Source organism: Gordonia sp. CPCC 205333, from assembly GCF_048537885.1.
In the GTDB taxonomy this organism is placed as follows: Bacteria; Actinomycetota; Actinomycetes; order Mycobacteriales; family Mycobacteriaceae; genus Gordonia.
In genome coordinates this window covers 485,271-504,614 of sequence record NZ_JBCLVI010000003.1, presented here as the reverse complement: position 1 = coordinate 504,614, position 19,344 = coordinate 485,271, and the positions used below count along the sequence as shown (strand labels likewise).

The window sequence follows — 19,344 nt, the reverse complement described above, 5'->3', positions numbered from 1 at the left end:
GTTCTAGCGCTTCTTGCCGATGAAGTCTTGCCTCGACTTGTTTTCGCATGCTAAACCAATAGAACGAGCGTTAGATCGGCCGCGCGCGTTAGCCGCGTCCGACGCACTCTCATCACAGTCTTGAGAAGGGACACCCAGATGCCCGAAGCCGTCATCGTCGACGTCACCCGCCTTGCCTCCGGCAAAGGAAAACCCGGCGGAGCGCTGTCGGGAACCAAGCCCGTCGAACTCCTCGCACATGTCCTGCGCACCCTCGTCGACCGCAACGACCTCGATCCCGCGCTCGTCGATGACGTCATCGGCGGATGCGTTGGCCAGGCCGGCGAGCAGGCACTAAACATCTCGCGCACCGCGCTGCTCTCCGCCGGTTTCCCCGAATCGGTTCCGGCGACCACGGTCGATCGTCAGTGCGGCTCGAGTCAGCAGGCAGCCCACTTCGCCGCGCAGGGCGTTATGGCCGGCGCATACGACATCGTGATCGCCGCGGGTGTCGAGTCGATGAGTCGCGTGCCAATGGGCTTCACTTTGGCAGGCCAGAGTCCCTACGGACCGTCCATAGCGAGTCGCTACCCGGAAGGTCTTGTCGGACAGGGAATTTCAGCCGAACTAGTCGCCGCGAAATGGAAGTTCGATCGCGAAGCACTCGACACCTTCTCCGCCGAATCACATCGACGCGCCGCGACGGCTATCGCCGACGGCTACTTTGACCGCGAGATCACACCGATCGACGTCACCGCCGAGGACGGGGCAACCCGCACCCACCGCGTCGATGAGACGGTGCGGGCATCGACCAAGGCCGATGGCCTCGGCGGCCTCAAATCGTCGTTCTACTCCGAGGGGTATGCGGCCCGATTCCCCGAACTCGGCTGGCATATCACTCCGGGCAATTCGTCGCCGCTGACCGACGGCGCGTCAGCCGCACTGATCATGAGCGACACCATGGCGTCAAAACTCAATCTGACCCCGCGCGCACGGTTCGTTTCGTTCTCGGTCGCGGGCGACGATCCAATCTTCATGCTCACCGCCCCGATCCCGGCGACGCACAAGGTACTGGCCCGCTCGGGACTGTCGATCGACGACATCGATGCCTACGAGGTCAATGAAGCATTCGCGCCGGTTCCGCTGGCCTGGGCACATGAGTTCGGAGCTGATCCAGCCAAACTCAACCCGCGCGGCGGCGCGATCGCACTCGGTCACGCGCTCGGTTCATCGGGCACCCGCCTCCTGTCGACTCTGGTCAACCACCTCGAAGCTACCGGCGGGCGCTACGGATTGCAGACCATGTGTGAGGGCGCGGGTATGGCCAACGCGACAATCATCGAACGTGTCTGACTGGCGCACAACCGATCCGGTGAGTTTGACGCCGATTCTGTCGGCGGCGAAGACGGCGTTTCACGCCCGCGGATTCCACGGCACCTCGACGCGCGATATCGCATCGCGCGCCGGGGTGTCATTGCCGACGCTCTATTACCACCACGACAATAAGGAAGGCATTCTCCTCGCCGTACTGATCAACGCGATGGAATCGGCGTTGGCCAGAGTCAGCGCGGCCATCGAGGATGGCACCGACCCCCGCGAGCAGTTCGCCAACGGCATCGAAGCAGTCATGTTGCATATGACAACCGATCTCGAACTCGCCACCAGCGAGGACGAGATACGCTACGTCTCGGCCGATAACCCGTTGCGCCGCAAGTACATCGACATGCGAACCAGCCTCGAAGGGCAACTTGAAGACGTAGTGCGACGCGGAATCGCCGACGGTGAGTTCCACTTCGACGGCGACGTGAAGAATATGTTGCGCTATCTGCTCGGTGCGTGCCGCTCGACGGTCGACTGGTACCGACCCGACGGCCCACTATCGGCCGCCGATGTCGCGGCATCGTATGTGCATATCTCCCTGCGCGCCGTAGGCGCACACCTCGACCACACGCCAATAACCAGGAGTCCCTAGAAGCTATGAAACGCAACGTCTTCGAACCCGAGCATGAGCAGCTACGCGATACGGTCCGGTCGTTCCTCGAGCGCGAGGTCGCCCCGCACACCACCGAGTGGGAGCGCAACGGACAAGTCGACCGCGAGGTCTACCGCAAAGCGGGAGAAGCCGGTCTGCTCGGCTTCAACGTGCCTGAGGAATTCGGCGGCGGCGGTATCAGCGACGACTTCCGGTTCAACGCCGTGATCGCCGAGGAGCTCGGCCGATTCGGCGGCAGCGCACCGGCTTTCACCCTCCAGAATGATGTCATCGTTCCCTATTTCCTCCATCTGGCCAACGACGAACAACGGGCCCGCTGGATGCCGGGAATGGCGACCGGCGAAACCATTCTGGCCATCGCGATGACCGAGCCCGGCGCGGGCAGCGATCTGGCCGGTATCAAGACTTCGGCCAAACCAGATGGCGACGACTACATCGTCAACGGATCTAAAACGTTCATCTCGGCGGGTATCAACTCCGACCTTGTGGTGGTCGTCGCGCGTACCAATCCCGATCCGTCGGCCGGACACAAGGCGTTCTCCCTCATCGTCGTCGAGCGCGGTATGGCTGGTTTCGAGCGTGGCCGCAAACTCGACAAGATGGGCCAAAAGGCCCAGGACACAGCCGAATTGCACTTCGACAATGTACGCGTACCCAGGGCCAATCTCTTAGGCGAGGAAAACAAGGGCTTCTACCACCTGATGCACAACCTCCCGACCGAGCGCCTGTCGATCGGTATCGCGGCAATCGGTGGAGCGAGGTCGATCTTCGAGGAGACGCTTCAATATGTGAAGGACCGCAAGGCATTCGGACAGCCAATCGGCGCGTTCCAAGCGAATCGATTCACGATGGCCGAGTTGTCCACCGAACTCGACATTGCCGAGCAGTACATCGATCGGTGTTTGCAGGCGGCACTGGATGGCGAACTGTCGGCAGTCGACGCGTCGAAGAACAAGTGGTGGTGCACCGAATTGGCTAAGAAGGTCATCGACCGTTGCCTGCAACTACATGGTGGCTACGGCTATATGAACGAGTACCGCGTGGCCAAGGCGTACACCGACGCCCGCATTCAGACGATTTTCGGCGGCACCACCGAAATCATGAAGGACATCATCGGTCGAGATCTGGGGTTGTAGGTCACGCCCGCAACGCGAACATCGCATCGAGTACCGCACGCAATGCCGGATTGGAGTCGTCACGCCGCCACGCCGCGCGCAGGTCGACGTCGGGGGCTTCGTCGGCGAGCGGAACGAAGGACACGTGTGGTTCGCGCACATTGCGGGCAACCGACGCAAGGGTGAGGTGGCAACCAACCTCGGCACTCACCAGTGCCAACGCGGTCTGCGTGTCGGGCGCGACCTGAATGATGTTGGCTACGAAGCCATTTGCCTGGCTGATTCGACGCAGGCGATCGGGCATGATGGCGCCCTCGTGCAGCGGCAACGACACGAAGCCGTCCTCTGCGAGCTGGGCGATGGAGATGTGCGGCAACGCTGCCAGCCGATGCGTATCGGGCAGTGCGACGACGAGCGAGTCGTTCATCACCACCTCGGTCGTCACCTCTGCGGGCACAATATCCCACCGCCCGAGGGCGACGTCGGTGTCGCCGGTTACCACCCTCTTCATCGCCGGCTGTGCAAAGTTCTGACTCGACAATTCCAGGTGCACGCCCGGATGACCCGAGCGGACCGCGCGTGCGACTTCGGCGACCAACAGATGGGTGGATAGTCCGGCGAATGCGATTCGTACTTCGCCAACCTCGCCGTCGACCGCCGACCGCACTGCCGCCTCGGCACGACGCAAGGCATCCACGACCTCGCGCGCCGGACCGATCAGCGCCGCGCCAGATGCGGTGAGTTGCACTGATCGGGTGTTGCGATCGAATAGCGCGGCTCCGAGTTGGCGTTCGAGTCGTTTAATCGTCCGGCTCAGCGGTGGCTGCGCGATATGTAGTCGGGCAGCCGCGCGACCGAAATGCAATTCTTCGGCGACGGCCAAGAAGGCCCGGATGTCAGCAAGATCCACAACTGCACCTCGACCCTCGCATTAATACCTTCTGAGTATCACAGAACGATCAATTCAATATTGGACTGTTCATAATAGCGACCGGCATAGTATGACCATGGTCACTCACACTCCCGAAGTCGACGACGACGTATTCGCCGAAATCCTCAACCAGATCAACCAATTCGTGCGGACGCGAGTGATCCCCCGCGAAAACGAGATCATGGCCACCGACGCCGTTCCATCCGACCTGCGGACCCAGGCCGCCGAAATGGGACTGTTCGGCTACGCGATTCCGCAGGAATGGGGTGGCCTCGGTTTAGATCTGCGTCAGGACGTGGAAGTCGCGATGGAACTGGGCTACACCTCGCTGAGCGTTCGCTCCATGTTCGGCACCAACAACGGCATCGCCGGACAGGTATTGGTCGGTTTCGGCACCGACGAACAACGCGCGCGGTGGCTGCCCGGCATCGCTTCCGGTGACGTCGTGGCGTCCTTTGCCCTCACCGAACCTGGCGCCGGTTCTGATCCCGCGGGCCTGCGCACCACTGCCCGAGCCGATGGCGATGGCTGGATCATCAACGGCGGCAAGCGGTTTATCACCAATGCCCCCGACGCCAACTTATTGGTGGTCTTCGCACGAATTGAACCGGCACCGCAACCTGGCGCCGGGAGCGAAGCGAGCGGGCCCAGAACAACCGGCGCCGGGAGCGAAGCGAGCGGGCCGAGAGCAACTGGCGCCGGGAGCGAAGCGAGCGGGCCCAGAACAACCGGCGCCGGCATCGCGGTGTTTTTGGTTCCGACTGACACCGACGGTGTCGACGTCGGCCCGAAGGACGTCAAAATGGGCCAAGAGGGATCCCGTACCGCTGACATCACTTTCACCGACGCGAGAGTCGGACCGGACGCGCTCGTCGGCGGCGATGCTGCCGTCGGATATCGGGCGGCGATGACGATCCTGGCGCGCGGGCGTGTGCACATCGCCGCTGTCGCCGTCGGCCAGGCGCAACGAGCGCTCGACGAGTCGGTCGCCTATGCGGCCACCGCCACCCAGGGCGGCACGGCGATTGGCGACTTTCAGCTCGTGCAGGCAATGATCGCCGATATGCAGACCGGCGTGATGGCCGGTCGAGCCCTGGTCCGGGAAGCGGCGACGGCGTGGGTCGACGAAACCGATCGTCGTATCGCCCCGTCGGTCGCGAAACTGTTCTGTACCGAAATGGTCGGTAAGGTCGCCGACCTCGCCGTACAGGTGCATGGCGGCACCGGATACATGCGCGATGTACCGGTCGAGCGAATCTACCGCGACGTACGCCTGTTGCGGCTCTACGAGGGCACCAGCGAGATCCAACGGCTCATCATCGGCGGCGGCCTCGTCCGGGCCGAAAAGAAGAAGGCACTGTGACCCTTCCGCTCGACGGATACACCGTCGTCGCGATCGAGCAGGCGGTTGCGGCGCCGTTGGCCACCCGCAATCTCGCCGACCTCGGTGCCACGGTGATCAAAATCGAACGGGTGGATGGCGGCGATCTGGCCCGCGGCTATGACCATGTGGTTGAAGGCACGGGCGCCCATTTCGTGTGGCTCAATCGCGGCAAGCAATCGCTCGCCGTCGATCTGAAATCAGCTCGCGGACAACAGATCGTCCGGCAATTGGTCGATCGCGCCGACGTTTTTCTCCAGAACCTCGCACCTGGCGCGGCACAACGGTTGGGCTTCGACGCCGACACCCTTCGAGCGGAACACCCGGAGCTGGTGGTGGTGAATCTGTCCGGCTATGGGTCGGGCGGTTCACATTCACAACGCAAGTCATACGACATGCTGATCCAGGCCGAGGCCGGACTGATCTCACTGACCGGCACACCGGATGAGCCGGTGAAGACCGGGATCCCCACGGCCGATATCGCATCCGGGATGTACTGTGCCCAAGCAGTTCTCGCCGCCCTCCTCCGTCGGTCACGCACCGGCGAAGGCGCCGAGATCGAGGTGTCGATGCTCGAGTCGACCGTCGAATGGATGGGTCACTCGATGTACACCCAGCTACACACCGGCGCGCAGCCGCCACGAATGGGTGTGAGCCACAGCGCGATCGCACCCTACGGCTCCTTTCCCACCGCCGACGGCGATATTCTGATCGGCGTCCAGAGCGACAACGGCTGGCAGAGTTTGGTCAACGAGGTTCTCGACGCTCCCGAGTTGGCCTCCGACACAAGGTTCCTCACCAACGTCGGTCGCGTCCAACACCGCTCCGAGTGCGACGCGGCCGTCGCAGCACTAACTGGCAAGCGGTCCACCGCGGACCTCGATACGGCGTTGGCCGCCGCCGGCGTCCCGGCAGCACAGATCAAACAGGTCGACGACATGATCGGTCACGAGCAGCTGCGTGCGCGAGACAGGTGGCGCACCGTACGCACCGAGCACGCGGACGTCCGTGCGCTACTGCCACCAGCGACCTTCGCCGACTATGAAGCACCGATGGGTGCGGTACCCGCACTCGGCGAGCACAGCGTCGACGTACTCACGGCGGCTGGACTCGACGACGCGGAGGTCACCGACCTGGTGGCATCCGGGATCGTCGGCGTACCACCGAAAAGCATTACCACACAGACAATCTAGGAGATCGAAATGTTGCAGAACAAAACCGCCGTTATCACCGGCGGCGCGCAGGGCATCGGCCTCGCGATCGCACAGACCTTCGCCGGGCACGGCGCACGTATCGTGATCGGCGATCTCAACGAGGAACTTGCCACGAAGGCGGCCGCGACCCTCCCTGACGCGGTCGGCGTCGGTTGCGACGTGTCCGACGCCGCCGCGATCGATACACTTCTAGCCGCCGCTGTCGAGAAATACGGTTCGCTAGATGTGATGGTGAACAACGCCGGTATCACCCGAGACGCGACGATGCGCAAAATGACCGAGGAGGATTTCGACGCGGTGATCTCAGTTCACCTGCGCGGCTGTTGGAATGGCACTCGGCAGGCGGCAGGGATTATGCGAGTCAACGGTGGTGGCTCGATCATCAATATGTCGTCGATTTCCGGCAAGGTCGGCATGATCGGCCAGACCAACTATTCGGCCGCAAAGGCCGGTATCGTCGGGCTAACCAAAGCGGCAGCGAAAGAGGTTGCGCACCTTGGTGTTCGGATCAATGCGATTCAACCGGGTCTGATCCGTACCGCGATGACCGAGGCCATGCCGCAGAAAGCTTGGGACTCCAAGATGACCGAGATCCCAATGCAGCGTGCGGGCGAACCGTCTGAAATCGCATCGGTGGCGCTGTTCTACGCATCGGGCCTGTCGTCGTATATGACGGGTACGGTCGCGGAGGTCACCGGTGGGCGGCATTTGTAGAGATCTGTCCCCTGAGCGCCGCCGGCGTCTATATGCCATCTCACTCACCTACGGGACATATCTACGCAAGGCAACCTACAGCAGCACCCCGCCCGACGACGGCCCACCACGCGCGATCGCCGAATACGCCGCCGCGATCAGGCTCGGGTCCGGACCTTCCAGTCGCGCCGGCTTCGCCAGACCATCGAGCACGACAAAACGCAGTACGCCCGAACGATTCTTCTTGTCGCCGGCCATCGTCTCCAGGAGTTCGGGCAGCGCATCCGCGTCATAGCTGACTGGCAACCCCACCAACTCCAGGACACTGCGATGGCGGTCGGCGGTGGCATCATCGAGTCGTCCGGCTAGCCTTGCGAGTTCGGCGGCGAAGACCAGACCGACCGACACGGCCGCACCGTGGCGCCACTTGTACCGCTCACGACGTTCGATCGCGTGGCCGAGCGTGTGCCCATAGTTGAGGATCTCACGCAGCGAGGACTCTTTGAGGTCAGCCGACACGACATCGGCTTTGACCTGAACCGAGCGACGGATCAGTTCGGGTAGCACACTGCCACCGGTATCCAGAGCCGCGGCCGGGTCCGCCTCGATCAGATCGAGTATCACCGGATCGGCGATGAAGCCGGTCTTGATCACCTCGGCGAGTCCGGCCACAACTTCGTTGTGCGGCACTGTTTCGAGCGTCGCGATGTCGATCAATACGGCATCGGGCTCGTGGAATGAGCCGACGAGATTTTTGCCGGCGTCGGTATTGATTCCGGTCTTGCCGCCAACCGCGGCGTCGACCATCGCGAGCAGCGTCGTCGGGATATGGATCACGCCGATTCCGCGCATCCAGGTGGCGGCGACGAATCCGGCCAGGTCGGTCGCCGCGCCGCCACCGAGTGAGATCACCTTGTCGTTGCGTTTGAGGCCGATCCGCCCGAAAACCTCCCAGCAGAAGGCGGCAACAGTCAGGTCTTTACCTGCCTCGGCATCGGGAATCTCGATGCGGTGGGCGTCAAATCCCTTACCCACCAGAAATTCCCGAACAGCTTCGGCAGTCTGCAGCAGCGGGGGCTGATACAAAATAGCGATCGAATCGGCACCGGCCGCCGCCTCCGCGACGTCGTCGAGCAAACCGCGGCCGATCAAGACGTTGTACGGCGCCCCGGCATTGACAGTGATGGATACGGGCTCGGTCATGCCTGCTCTCCTGTAGTTGCGGCATACCCACCAGAATCGGGCAGCGCGTCGATGATGGTCGCGACCAAACGTTCCACGGCGTCGGTCGCGTCGACGGTATGGGTGGCGACCGCGCGGTAAATGTCCCGCCGGGCGTCGAGCAATTCGGCGTACCTCTTCGCCGGATCGGCGGCGGCGAGCAGTGGACGGTCAGTGCCGGCAACCCTGGCGAAACCGTCGTCCGCCGAAATCTCCAGATACACCACGTGATGGCCGACGAGCGCGTCGCGGATAGCCGGAACCGTCACCGATCCGCCACCGAGGGAGACGATTCCACCGGAGTCAGCCAGGACATCGCGGACCGTCTCCAATTCCAGTGTGCGGAACTGCTTTTCACCGTCGTCGGCGAAGATCTCCGCGATCGTGCGACCGGCCCGGTGCTCCAACTCGAGGTCGGTATCGACAAACTCGACACCCAGCGAACGCGAAAGCTCCTGGCCGACAGTCGATTTACCGGATCCCATGAATCCGGTCAATACGACAACCGGCGTCATGCGCGGGGCGGTCGGGTGGCGATGTGCTCGCGGTAGCGCTTCGCATTGTCCGCAGTCTCCCCCGCCGAGTCGCCGCCGAATTTCTCCAGCGCCGCTTGTGCGATAACCAGGGCAACCATTGCTTCGGCTACGACGCCGGCAGCGGGCACCGCGCACACATCCGAACGTTGATGAATAGCCGCAGCAGTCTCGCCGGTCGACATATCGATCGTCGCCAGCGCCCGCGGGACCGTCGAGATAGGTTTCATGGCAATGCGCACGCGCACCGATTCACCATTGGTCATACCGCCTTCGAGCCCGCCGGCACGATTCGTCGACCGCAACACGCCGTCCGGACCGGGCACCATTTCATCGTGGGCTTCACTACCGCGACGACGGGCAGTGGTGAATCCGTCACCGACCTCAACGCCCTTGATCGCCTGGATACCCATCAACGCGCCGGCCAGCCGCGCATCCAATCGCGTCTCGCCGCTCACATGTGAGCCGAGCCCAACCGGCACGCCAGTCGCAACCACTTCGACGACACCGCCGAGCGTGTCGCCGTCCTTCTTCGCCGCCTCGATCTGGGCGATCATGTCAGCTTCGGCGGTGGCGTCGAAGGCCCGGACCGGACTCTCGTCGATAGCCGGCAGGTCGTCGATGGTCGGCGGCAGACCGTCGTACGGTTCGCTCGCGCCGATCGAAATAACATGGGAGACAATCTCGATGCCCAAGACCTGCCGCAAGAAGTTGCGTGCGACGGTACCTGCCGCGACGCGCGCGGCGGTCTCGCGCGCGCTGGCACGTTCAAGCACCGGTCGGGCGTCGTCGAAGCCGTATTTCAGCATGCCGGAATAGTCAGCGTGACCGGGTCGGGGGCGCGTGAGCGGTGCATTACGTGCGCTGCCAGCCAACACGTCCTCGTCGACCGGGTCGGCCGACATGACCTGTTCCCACTTGGGCCACTCGGTGTTACCGATCTCGATGGCAACCGGTCCGCCCTGGGTCAGTCCGTGGCGCAGACCACCGATCACGGTGACCTTATCCGCCTCGAACTTCATCCGGGCGCCACGACCGTAACCGAGGCGACGTCGAGCTAATTGTTCGGCGATATCGGTCGAGGTGACCCGCACCCCGGCGACCATCCCCTCGACCATCGCCATCAGGGCGGGGCCATGCGATTCTCCGGCAGTTATCCAGCGCAACACAGTGCTCAATTCTTCCATGCCGAGCACCGGACAGCCGCAGCCGCCCTGTCACTGACGATTGGTCGACGTCTACGAACGCAGCTCACCGCTTAACCACCAAGCACAATCACGGCCGCGCACGTCATCATCGGACCGTGTGGCAGTCGATGTGGGATACGCGATCTCGTCTGCCAGATGATTACGTTCAACTGCGCCAACACCACCACGGCAAGCCCGGTGACGAGATCACCCGACAGTCCACCGAGCACATAGGCACACTTCACATCGCCAGCGCCGCATTGCCCGGCCACAAAGGCAAGTAGATACGGCATGGCTGTAACAGTCGCCGCCACCACCACTGCCGGGTCACCACACACCAACCCGCCAAGCCCCGACATCAACACCGCGACCAGGGCCGGAACTGTCCATCGATTGGGCAGCTGCGCCGTCCGGGCATCGACTCCGGCGAGCGCGAGCAACCACACTCCGACAGCGATCCCGGCAACCGATTCCCCCACGGCATCGATCATGCCGCGCGATGCAGCGATTTCCCGACACGAACAGGCGCCGGGCCGTTTCTGGGGACCGGTATCGCTGCTGTGGATAGTTAGCGAGATTGACCGAGTACGGCGGCCATCGCTTCGGTAGGCGCGGCTAGTCCGGTGAAAAGTTCCACCTGTCGGTAGGCCTGGTTGAGCAACATCACCAAACCGCCGACCACCGTTCCGCCATGCGAGGTGACCGCCTCGGCCAACGGCGTCGGCCACGGGGCATAGATCACGTCGACGAGGCGTGGGGCCGGCGCCAACGCCGCGGCCAGGGTCGTCGAGGCATCCGCAGGCACCGTCGACACGGTAACCGCAGCGTCAACTACGACGTCGGTCAGTTCTGACGACGCCTCGAACGGCAGGTAGGTCGTCGACATACCCAGTTCATCGGCCACTTCAAAGGTCCGGCGGGCGCGATCACGGTCGCGGGCGACGATGGTCAACTGCCGGGTACCCGCTGCCGCCAGCGCCGCGATGGTTGGCAGGGCCGTTCCGCCCGCACCTATCACCACCGCACGCGGATGCGACGCCAAGTCCGCACCGACCTCAACCAATGCGCCGGACATACCGTCGATATCGGTGCAGTCCGCGTACCAACCGCGTTCGGTACGCACCAGCGTGTTGGCCGATCCGACCAGAGCCGCACGTTCGGATACATCTGTCGCATATCGCAGCGCGGCGAACTTACCCGGCATTGTCACCGACAATCCGACATAGGACTCATCGAGACTATCGACCAGGCCCGGCAGTTCGACGGCATCACATTCGAGCCGCTCGTAGGTCCAGTCGTCCAGACCGAGCGCGGCATATGCGGCCAGATGAAGATCCGGTGAGCGCGAATGTCCGATCGGCTTACCGAGTACCGCTGCCTTCATCGCGGCTAACCACACCCGACCGATAGGAGTTGATTGGCGCATGCTTTCTCACGATTCTTCTTATGCTCGTCGAAATCGTCAGCGAATAGCGTCGTGCCCTTTTTGTCAACGGTGATGAAGTATTTCCATTTTCCGGTGGCTGGGTGTTCGAGGGCTTGCAGGGCTTTCACCCCGACAGTCGCGATCGGCGTCGGCGGCAGACCTTTCTCGCGATAAGTATTCCACTTATTATCGGCACTGTAGGCATCGCCGTGTACGTCGATATTAGTCACTTCCGCCGTGTAGTTGGCGGTCGAATCCATTTCCAACCGCTGTCCGTCGGCGAGTCGATTCAGGATAACTCTGGCCACTTTGGCGAAATCGTCGGCTTTGCTCACTTCACGTTCGACCACCGAAGCTGCGATAAGCGTCTCATACGGGCTTAGTCCCGAATTATTGGACGTGAGCAGTCCCCATCCTTCGTAACGGGCGGCACTGTCGGTAATCAAATCGTGCAGAATATCGACGGCTGATGCGGACGGATCGATGGATTCCCACGTTCCAGGGGCGATGAGCCCTTCGATACGGCGGTGATCGCCATTCAATGCGGTGACCTCGGTTCTCGCCCATTGCGGGATACCCAGTTGCTCGAGTGTCGAATCGGAGGCTGCTTTCGACAGCTGGTCGACGGTCACACCTACTGCCGAGCCGTTAACGGTCGTCGACGTCGCATCGGAGATCAGCTGGAAGACGCCGGGAGTGATCTTGCCGTCGATCCCCTTCTTGGAATCGAGCTGCATCCCCTCCGGGATCAGGACCCGTCCGACCCGGTATGTCATCCCGCCGTCGGCAATCATCGCCACGGCCTTCGACGCTGGGATCTCGGTGCGCATCTTGTAGATTCCTGCGGATAACATCTTGCCGTCGGCGGCACGAGTAAAAGCCTTCACACTGCCAACAACATCTTTATCGGTCAGGATCTGTCCGAAGTCGCGGAGCGTCGAATTGTCCGGAATAGTTACCAACACGTCGCCGGTACCTTCGGCATTCGAATAGTCATTCGCGCCTACCACCCCGAAGAACTTCAGGCCGAAGTATCCGACACCGCCGACCATAACCAGCAGGCAGACAATCACCACCGCGAGCACAGCGGTACGGCGTCGGCCGCGGTCACGATTGTCGCGTCCAGTGGTATCGGGCTCGTCGAATGGATAAGCCGGCTCGTCCGAGCCGAGCAGATCGGTGTCGACGGTGTCATCGACCTGCGAGTAGGCGTGGTGCGTCACCGGCGCCAAATCGATGGGTTCAATGTCGTCTACGACGTTGGCGTCGTCGGCACGCGTTTCACGATGGCTGTCGGCGACATGATCCTCGGCGACGACTTCGTCACCGAGCAGCGGCGGTGTCACCAACTCCTCGGGAGTTGGCTGGTGCCTGCGGATGTTGGGCTCACCCGTCGGCTGCTGACGGGTGGGCTGCACCGACGGCGCTGGCGGCGCCGACTCAATGCGCTGACCCGGCTCAATGCGCTGCGGAAGTACCCGGCCGGTGCCGGCATCAACGACGTCATCAACCCGGGGAACCTGGCCGGTCTGCCAGATGGGCACCGAAGTGTCCCCGTCGAGGCGTCTGCGGCGATGCCGGGTGTTGGGACGTGAGGCCGGATCGAGCTCGGTGAAGTACCGGCGTCGGTCAGCGTCGTCAGCACTGCCGCGATGGCGACTGTGCGGTCGATCCGACTCGCTATCTGAATTCACCGGGCTATCACCGACAAGAAAATTCCCACGCTTTCACAATTGACCATCACAATTTTAGGCTTGTCGATACCGATCGCATTGCCTAACCCGGTCATCGGGCGAAGTCCAACCACCCCTGAAGAATAGCGACTGCCGCCGCTTGATCAATCACCGAGCGTGCTGATTTCGCACTTACTCCAGCAGAACGCAACGCGCGCGATGCACTTGCGGTGGTCATCCGCTCGTCGAAATACTCCAGCGGAACTGGGGATATCCGAGCGGCGATCTGATCGCCGAAGGCTCGCACCGCCTCTGCGGCGAATGATTCCTCGCCCGCAAGGTTTCGCGGCAATCCGACGATGACGCCGATCGCTTCGTACTCATCGATCAGTTGCGCGATCCGATCCAAATCATCGCCGCGGGCCTTGCCTTTCGAGCGCGAAACCGTCTCCACCGGCGTCGCCAGGATCCCATCGGGATCGCATACCGCGATGCCGATTCGAACCGTGCCGACGTCGATGCCGATTCGCCGGCCCCGGATCCAGGTCACCTCGGTTATCCGACCTGCCCGGCCAACTGCGCAACGCGCGCCAGAGCGTCGTCGATACCCGATGCGTCGTTACCCGACCCCTGTGCGAGGTCGGGCTTGCCGCCTCCGCGACCGCCGACCAGTGGCGCGATCTCCTTTACTACATCACCGGCCTTCAGTCCGGTCTTGCGTGCGGCGTCAGTGGTCGCGACCGCGAAGGGCACCTTAACGCTTCCCGTCGCACCGCCGTCGCCGATCACCGAGAACAACGCTACGACGGCCGGCCGGTCCCCGACCTTGGCCCGCAACTCCGTTGCCAACCCGCGAAGTCCATTGCCGTCGAGGCCGTCGGCGACTCGACCCGAGACGACGAGGGTGTCGCCGACGGTGACCGCCGAATCGATCAGGCCCGACGCCGCAGCGCCGGCCGCTTCCGCTTTGAGCTTCTCGAGCTGCTTCTCGGCTTCGCGCAGCTTGGTGACCAACAATTCGACGCGGTCGGGCACCTCGGCCGACGGCACCTTCAGTGACGAGGCCAGACCGGCCATCAACGCGCGTTCTCTGGACAGGTAACGGAACGAATCCATGCCGACATATGCCTCGACACGACGCACTCCCGACCCGACCGACGATTCGCCGACGACGGTCACCGGCCCGATTTGCGCCGACGCCGCCACGTGGGTGCCACCACATAGTTCCATTGAGAATGGCCCGCCGATGTCGACCACGCGCACCACGTCACCGTAGTTCTCGCCGAACAGTGCCATCGCGCCCATCGCCTTGGCCTCGGCCAGTCCGGTCTCGAAGGTTCGCACCGGGTAGTTGGCCTCAACGGCTGAGTTGGCGATCTCCTCGATCTCTGATCGTTGCGAGTCCGAAAGCGGCTTGGCCGAATGGAAGTCGAAGCGTAGATAGCCGGGCCGGTTCAGTGAGCCGGCCTGAGTTGCCGATGGCCCAAGCACTTGCCTCAGCGCGGCGTGCACCATATGAGTGCCGGAATGCCCTTGGGTGGCACCGTGCCGCCAAGAGGTATCGACTGCGGCGATCACCTCGTCACCTTCGACGATCTCGCCTTCATCGACGACAACCTTGTGCAGCCAGACAGACTTGGCGACCTTCTGTACATCCGTGACACGGAGTCGTACACCGGCCCCGGTCGTGATCGACCCGACGTCAGCCAGCTGGCCGCCCGACTCGGCGTACAGCGGTGACCGGTCGAGGATCACGTCCAGTTCCTGCCCGACGCCTGCCTGGGCGATCCGCCGCCCGCCCGACACGAGCCCGAGTACCCGCGCCTCGGAAACGAGTTCGTCGAATCCGGTGAACTCGGTGGGACCACGATCGACGAAGTCGCGGTAGACCGACAGATCCGCGTGACCCGACTTGCGTGCGGTGGCATCGGCCTTGGCGCGCCTGCGTTGCTGTGCCATGAGTTCGGCGAACCCGTCACGGTCGACGGTCAGACCGGCCTCCGACGCCATTTCCAAGGTCAGATCGATAGGGAAACCGAAGGTGTCGTGGAGCGCGAACGCGTCCGAGCCACTGATCTGCGTAAGCGATGCCTTCTTTGTCGCATCCGCCGCGTCGGTGAACAGTTTGGAACCGGCGACGAGGGTCGTGGAAAACGCGGTCTCCTCGCCAACCGCGACCGTGATGATGTGATCACGTTGTTCGGCAACCTGCGGGTATGCGGGCGACATCAGATCAACGCCGACCGAGACGAACTCACGCATCGTGGGCGCGGTGGCCCCCAGCAGGCGAACCGAGCGAACTATCCGCCGTAGGAGACGACGCAGCACATAGCCGCGGCCGTCGTTGGAAGGCAGGACACCGTCGCCGATCAGCATGACCGCGGTACGAGTGTGATCGGCGATGACGCGGAACCGTACGTCGTCCTCGTGGTTCGCTGCGCTCCCGGCGCCGTACGGCTTTCCGGTCAATGCCGAAGCGACGTCGATGATCGGCTTGAGCAGGTCCGTCTCGTAGACGTTGTCGACGCCCTGGAGTATGCAGGCAACGCGTTCGATCCCCATACCGGTATCGATATTCTTCTTGGGCAACGGACCGAGGATCTCGTAGTTGTCCTTCGTGGTCCCCTCGCCGCGCTCATTCTGCATGAACACGAGATTCCAGATCTCGATATATCGATCCTCGTCGGCCTCTGGGCCGCCTTCGACGCCGTAGGCCGGACCGCGATCGTAGAAGATCTCCGAACATGGGCCGCACGGGCCGGGTACGCCCATCGACCAGTAGTTGTCGGCCATCCCTCGGCGCTGGATCCGCTCAGCCGGCACGCCGATCTCGTCACGCCAGATACCGAATGCTTCGTCGTCGTCGAGAAAGACTGTGGGCCAAAGCTTTTGCGGGTCGATCCCGTAGCCGCCATCGTCAACGCTGTCGGTCAGCAAACTCCAGGCGAAGCCAATCGCCTCACGTTTGAAGTAGTCACCGAAGGCGAAGTTGCCCGCCATCTGGAAGAAGGTGTTATGCCGCGTGGTGATGCCGACTTCTTCGATGTCGAGGGTGCGCACGCATTTCTGCACACTTGTCGCTCGGTCATACGGCGGGTTTTGAGCTCCCAGGAAATACGGCTTGAACGGCACCATTCCCGCGTTGACGAACAGCAGGTTGGGATCGTCGAGGATCAGCGATGCGCTGGGCACCTCGGTGTGTCCGGCGCGGATGAAATGATCCAGAAATCGCTTACGGATTTCATGCGTTTGCACTCTGGGGGTCCTTTTAGGGGTTTAACGACAAGTCAAGACCTCTAGCTTACCGCCAGTGATATCCGCACCTTCGGTCGCCGACGGCGTCGGCGCGGCTCACCGGATCGGCGCGTGCCTACCGCCGCCGCCGCACTATCGCGCGCAGTCGCGGCAGCCGGGTGACGAGGTCGCGTTCAAAACCGCGTTCGGTTGGCTCGTAGTAGTCGGCACCGACCAGCTCGTCAGGTGGATACTGTTGCGGCAGAACACCATCAGGATCATTGTGGGGAAATTTGTATCCGATGGCATTGCCGAGCTTCTCGGCTCCCGCATAGTGTCCGTCCCGGAGATGACCGGGTACCGCACCCGACTTTCCGGCCGCGACATCGGCCATCGCCGCTGCAAGCGCGGACGTCACCGCACCTGACTTCGGCGCGGTCGCGAGATGGATCGTCGCCTGGGCAAGTGCCAGTTTGGCCTCGGGCATACCCACCAGCGACACCACCTGCGCCGCCGCGACCGCGGTTTGCAGGGCCGTCGGGTCGGCCATCCCGATGTCCTCGGAGGCGTGGATCATCAGCCGACGCGAGATGAACCGCGGATCCTCCCCCGCGGTGATCATGCGCGCGAGATAGTGCAATGCGGCATCGACGTCGGAGCCCCGGATCGATTTGATGAACGCACTGATGATGTCGTAGTGCTGGTCGCCATCGCGGTCGTAGCGCACTGCCGCTCGATCGATGGCTTGCTCGACGTCGGCGATGCCAACCGTCGGCACCGTGTCAGCATCGGAGGACAGATCGTCGAGATACGGCGCGGTACTCGCTTCCAGCGCGGTCAGTGCCCGACGCGCGTCGCCGCCGGCTACCGCGACCAGATGATCGAGCGCCTCGTCGGATACTGCCACCGCGTCGTTCAGGCCGCGTGGACTCGCGATCGCGCGGGCAAGTACTTCACGAATGTCGTTCTCCGACAACGTCTGTAACCGCAATACCAACGAACGCGAGAGCAGCGGCGCGACCACCGAGAACGACGGGTTCTCCGTCGTCGCCGCTACCAGCAGCACGATTCGGTTTTCTACCGCGTCGAGCAGCGCGTCCTGCTGGGTTTTGGAAAAGCGGTGTACTTCGTCGATGAACAGCACGGTCTGCTGGCCGGCGACGAGTCGCCGACGCGCGACGTCGATCACCGCGCGCACTTCCTTCACCCCGGCCGACAACGCCGACAACGCCTCGAACCGGCCGCCGGTTGCCCGCGAGATAAGCGAGGCCATCGTGGTTTTGCCGGTCCCGGGCGGGCCGTAGAGCAGAACCGACGCCGCTCCCGAGCCGGCGATCAGTCGTCGCAGCGGGGAGCCGTCGGTCAACAGATGTTCTTGCCCGATCAGATCGTCGAGCGCCTGCGGCCGCATTCGCACGGCGAGCGGCGCGGCAGCACCCTCGGGCGGACCGAGCGGAGTTGTCGCAGCGGTCGGGACCGGGTCGAAAAGACTATCCATCGCTGGTCGTCGGCCAGACGGTCAGCTCAACCAGGCGCGCTGCAGTGCGAGCCCAACCGACGAGGCGAACTCGGCCACTTGCGTCGCACCCGAACGCGATGCGGCGTCGGCGAGATCGGTCCAACGCGCGACGATCACTCGCGGGTCATTGCTGTGCAGCGCCCAGTCGTGCGAGAGCACCGCGGCCGGGTCTTCAACCAGACCGTCGTCCGCTAGGGGCGCCGGGTCGGTCTCGAAGGTGCCCTCGGGCAACATCCACACGGTCGACAACCACGACCACAGCAGCCAGGCCGTCAGCAGGCCGGTATTGAGCTCGTCGTCGTTGCGTAGCCGGGGCCAGATGCCTTCGACCTCTGAACGCCAGGCGTCTACCAGTGCGGATTCCAATTCGGCGCGACGACCGAGATTGATCGTCGATAGATGCTGACCGAAAGTGGCGACCGCGTAGGCGATATCCAATGTGGCGTCTCGGAAGCCGCCCCATTCGTAGTCCATGAACTGCACGCCGTCGTCGTTTAGCATGATGTTCTCCGGACCGACGTCGGAGGGACTGAAAGCCCGGTGTTCACCTCCGGCGAACAGTTCACAGCCGGCAGCGAGCATCTGCGCGACCGCCTCGGGCAAGTCTACGTCGAGTAAAGCTGCTGCCGACGCCGCCGAATCCGTCGCGAGGCGGGCCCAACGCTCGCCGACGTCCTCGCTCACGCCGATCTTCCCGTTACCGCGTCGCAACAGCGCGGCGAAATCTTCTTCACCGCCGAGTGTTGCGGCATGCATCCGCCCCAGTGCCTGCCCCCATGCCGAGACCGCCCGCGACGTGGCGACGATGTCATTTCCCGACAGCAGATCCTTCATCGACTGACCACTACCGAGATCCGATAACACCAACAACCTGTGGTCATAGTCGGATGCGATCAACTGCGGGCCGGGCCGGGATTCGTTCGGCAGCGCGGTCACGTACTGATAGGACACCACCTCACGCTGGAAGGAGCGCGGATCTTCGTGTGCGGGTAGCGATTTGATTACCAGCGTGCGATCCATCGACACCGGGTTCTGCGCTACCCGAGCGCGTACCACCGTGGTCCGTCCGCTACCGCCGAGATCCTCGGCGTCGGCCAATGACACCGGTGCCCCCGCGCGAGTAGTAAGCAGCCGTTCGGCCGCGTCAACCGCGCCGGACAGGTGATTGTCAGCAAGAACAGTCATTACCTCCAACCTACCCAACTTCGGGACATAAGGGGTAACGGTCGAGCGATCGGCAGACCG

The 19,344-nt window shown here is 63.1% G+C and carries 17 protein-coding genes; 6 read left to right on the top strand and 11 right to left on the bottom strand.

Translation table 11 applies throughout. The features are described 5' to 3' along the window. Positions 1 to 138: 138 nt before the first annotated feature. From AAFP29_RS12575 to AAFP29_RS12565, 3 genes are read left to right on the top strand one after another with little or no spacing between them, the layout of a single operon-like run. The gene (locus tag AAFP29_RS12575) at positions 139 to 1,332 is read left to right on the top strand and encodes a thiolase family protein (protein WP_419217697.1); all 1,194 of its coding nucleotides are present in this window, start codon (positions 139 to 141) and stop codon (positions 1,330 to 1,332) included. Next, on the top strand, positions 1,325 to 1,951 hold the full coding sequence (locus AAFP29_RS12570) for a TetR/AcrR family transcriptional regulator (RefSeq protein WP_419217696.1): 627 nt from the start codon (positions 1,325 to 1,327) through the stop codon (positions 1,949 to 1,951). The genes AAFP29_RS12575 and AAFP29_RS12570 overlap by 8 nt, the downstream gene beginning before the upstream one ends. Positions 1,952 to 1,956: 5 nt before the next feature. Then, entirely contained in the window at positions 1,957 to 3,108 is a 1,152-nt protein-coding gene (locus AAFP29_RS12565; RefSeq protein WP_419217695.1) for an acyl-CoA dehydrogenase family protein, read from the top strand. A 1-nt stretch (position 3,109) separates the two neighbouring features. Here AAFP29_RS12565 and AAFP29_RS12560 read toward each other — a convergent pair whose 3' ends face one another. Then, the gene (locus AAFP29_RS12560) at positions 3,110 to 3,997 is read right to left on the bottom strand and encodes a LysR substrate-binding domain-containing protein (RefSeq protein WP_419217694.1); all 888 of its coding nucleotides are present in this window, start codon (positions 3,995 to 3,997) and stop codon (positions 3,110 to 3,112) included. Positions 3,998 to 4,094: 97 nt separating this feature from the next. On the opposite strand from AAFP29_RS12560, the gene AAFP29_RS12555 reads away from it, so the two are divergent. Genes AAFP29_RS12555 through fabG form a run of 3 tightly spaced genes read left to right on the top strand, consistent with a single transcriptional unit; the run spans position 4,095 to position 7,327 of the window. Further along, positions 4,095 to 5,381: an acyl-CoA dehydrogenase family protein gene (locus tag AAFP29_RS12555; RefSeq protein ID WP_419217693.1), complete on the top strand. Its 1,287-nt coding sequence runs from the start codon at positions 4,095 to 4,097 to the stop codon at positions 5,379 to 5,381. After that, entirely contained in the window at positions 5,378 to 6,592 is a 1,215-nt protein-coding gene (locus tag AAFP29_RS12550; RefSeq protein ID WP_419217692.1) for a CaiB/BaiF CoA transferase family protein, read from the top strand. The genes AAFP29_RS12555 and AAFP29_RS12550 overlap by 4 nt, the downstream gene beginning before the upstream one ends. A 9-nt stretch (positions 6,593 to 6,601) precedes the next feature. Further along, entirely contained in the window at positions 6,602 to 7,327 is a 726-nt protein-coding gene (gene fabG, locus AAFP29_RS12545) for a 3-oxoacyl-ACP reductase FabG (RefSeq protein ID WP_419217691.1), read from the top strand. Between the two features lie 75 nt (positions 7,328 to 7,402). On the opposite strand, the gene aroB is transcribed toward fabG, so the two are convergent. The 10 genes from aroB to AAFP29_RS12495 all read right to left on the bottom strand — a co-directional run bounded on the left by aroB (position 7,403) and on the right by AAFP29_RS12495 (position 19,284). After that, entirely contained in the window at positions 7,403 to 8,509 is a 1,107-nt protein-coding gene (aroB, locus tag AAFP29_RS12540; protein WP_419217690.1) for a 3-dehydroquinate synthase, read from the bottom strand. After that, positions 8,506 to 9,042 carry a shikimate kinase gene (locus tag AAFP29_RS12535; protein ID WP_419217689.1) on the bottom strand — a complete coding sequence of 179 codons (537 nt, stop codon included), beginning with the start codon at positions 9,040 to 9,042 and terminating at the stop codon, positions 8,506 to 8,508. Before AAFP29_RS12535 ends, aroB begins: the two co-directional genes overlap by 4 nt. Continuing rightward, the gene (aroC, locus tag AAFP29_RS12530) at positions 9,039 to 10,247 is read right to left on the bottom strand and encodes a chorismate synthase (protein ID WP_419217688.1); all 1,209 of its coding nucleotides are present in this window, start codon (positions 10,245 to 10,247) and stop codon (positions 9,039 to 9,041) included. Before aroC ends, AAFP29_RS12535 begins: the two co-directional genes overlap by 4 nt. A gap of 71 nt (positions 10,248 to 10,318) precedes the next feature. Beyond that, a complete protein-coding gene (locus AAFP29_RS12525) occupies positions 10,319 to 10,726 on the bottom strand; it encodes a prepilin peptidase (protein ID WP_419217687.1) in 408 nt (135 codons plus the stop codon). 89 nt (positions 10,727 to 10,815) lie between these two features. Then, positions 10,816 to 11,673 carry a shikimate dehydrogenase gene (locus tag AAFP29_RS12520; protein ID WP_419217686.1) on the bottom strand — a complete coding sequence of 286 codons (858 nt, stop codon included), beginning with the start codon at positions 11,671 to 11,673 and terminating at the stop codon, positions 10,816 to 10,818. After that, entirely contained in the window at positions 11,637 to 13,367 is a 1,731-nt protein-coding gene (gene mltG / locus AAFP29_RS12515) for an endolytic transglycosylase MltG (RefSeq protein WP_419217685.1), read from the bottom strand. The genes AAFP29_RS12520 and mltG overlap by 37 nt, the downstream gene beginning before the upstream one ends. Before the next feature lie 91 nt (positions 13,368 to 13,458). Further along, positions 13,459 to 13,896, bottom strand: a complete 438-nt coding sequence (gene ruvX / locus AAFP29_RS12510) for a Holliday junction resolvase RuvX (RefSeq protein ID WP_419217684.1) — start codon at positions 13,894 to 13,896, stop codon at positions 13,459 to 13,461. 5 nt (positions 13,897 to 13,901) lie between these two features. Further along, a complete protein-coding gene (gene alaS, locus AAFP29_RS12505; RefSeq protein WP_419217683.1) occupies positions 13,902 to 16,601 on the bottom strand; it encodes an alanine--tRNA ligase in 2,700 nt (899 codons plus the stop codon). Between the two features lie 115 nt (positions 16,602 to 16,716). Next, the gene (locus tag AAFP29_RS12500) at positions 16,717 to 18,078 is read right to left on the bottom strand and encodes a replication-associated recombination protein A (protein WP_419217682.1); all 1,362 of its coding nucleotides are present in this window, start codon (positions 18,076 to 18,078) and stop codon (positions 16,717 to 16,719) included. Between the two features lie 21 nt (positions 18,079 to 18,099). After that, on the bottom strand, positions 18,100 to 19,284 hold the full coding sequence (locus AAFP29_RS12495) for a hypothetical protein (protein ID WP_419217681.1): 1,185 nt from the start codon (positions 19,282 to 19,284) through the stop codon (positions 18,100 to 18,102). Between the last annotated feature and the right edge of the window lie 60 nt (positions 19,285 to 19,344).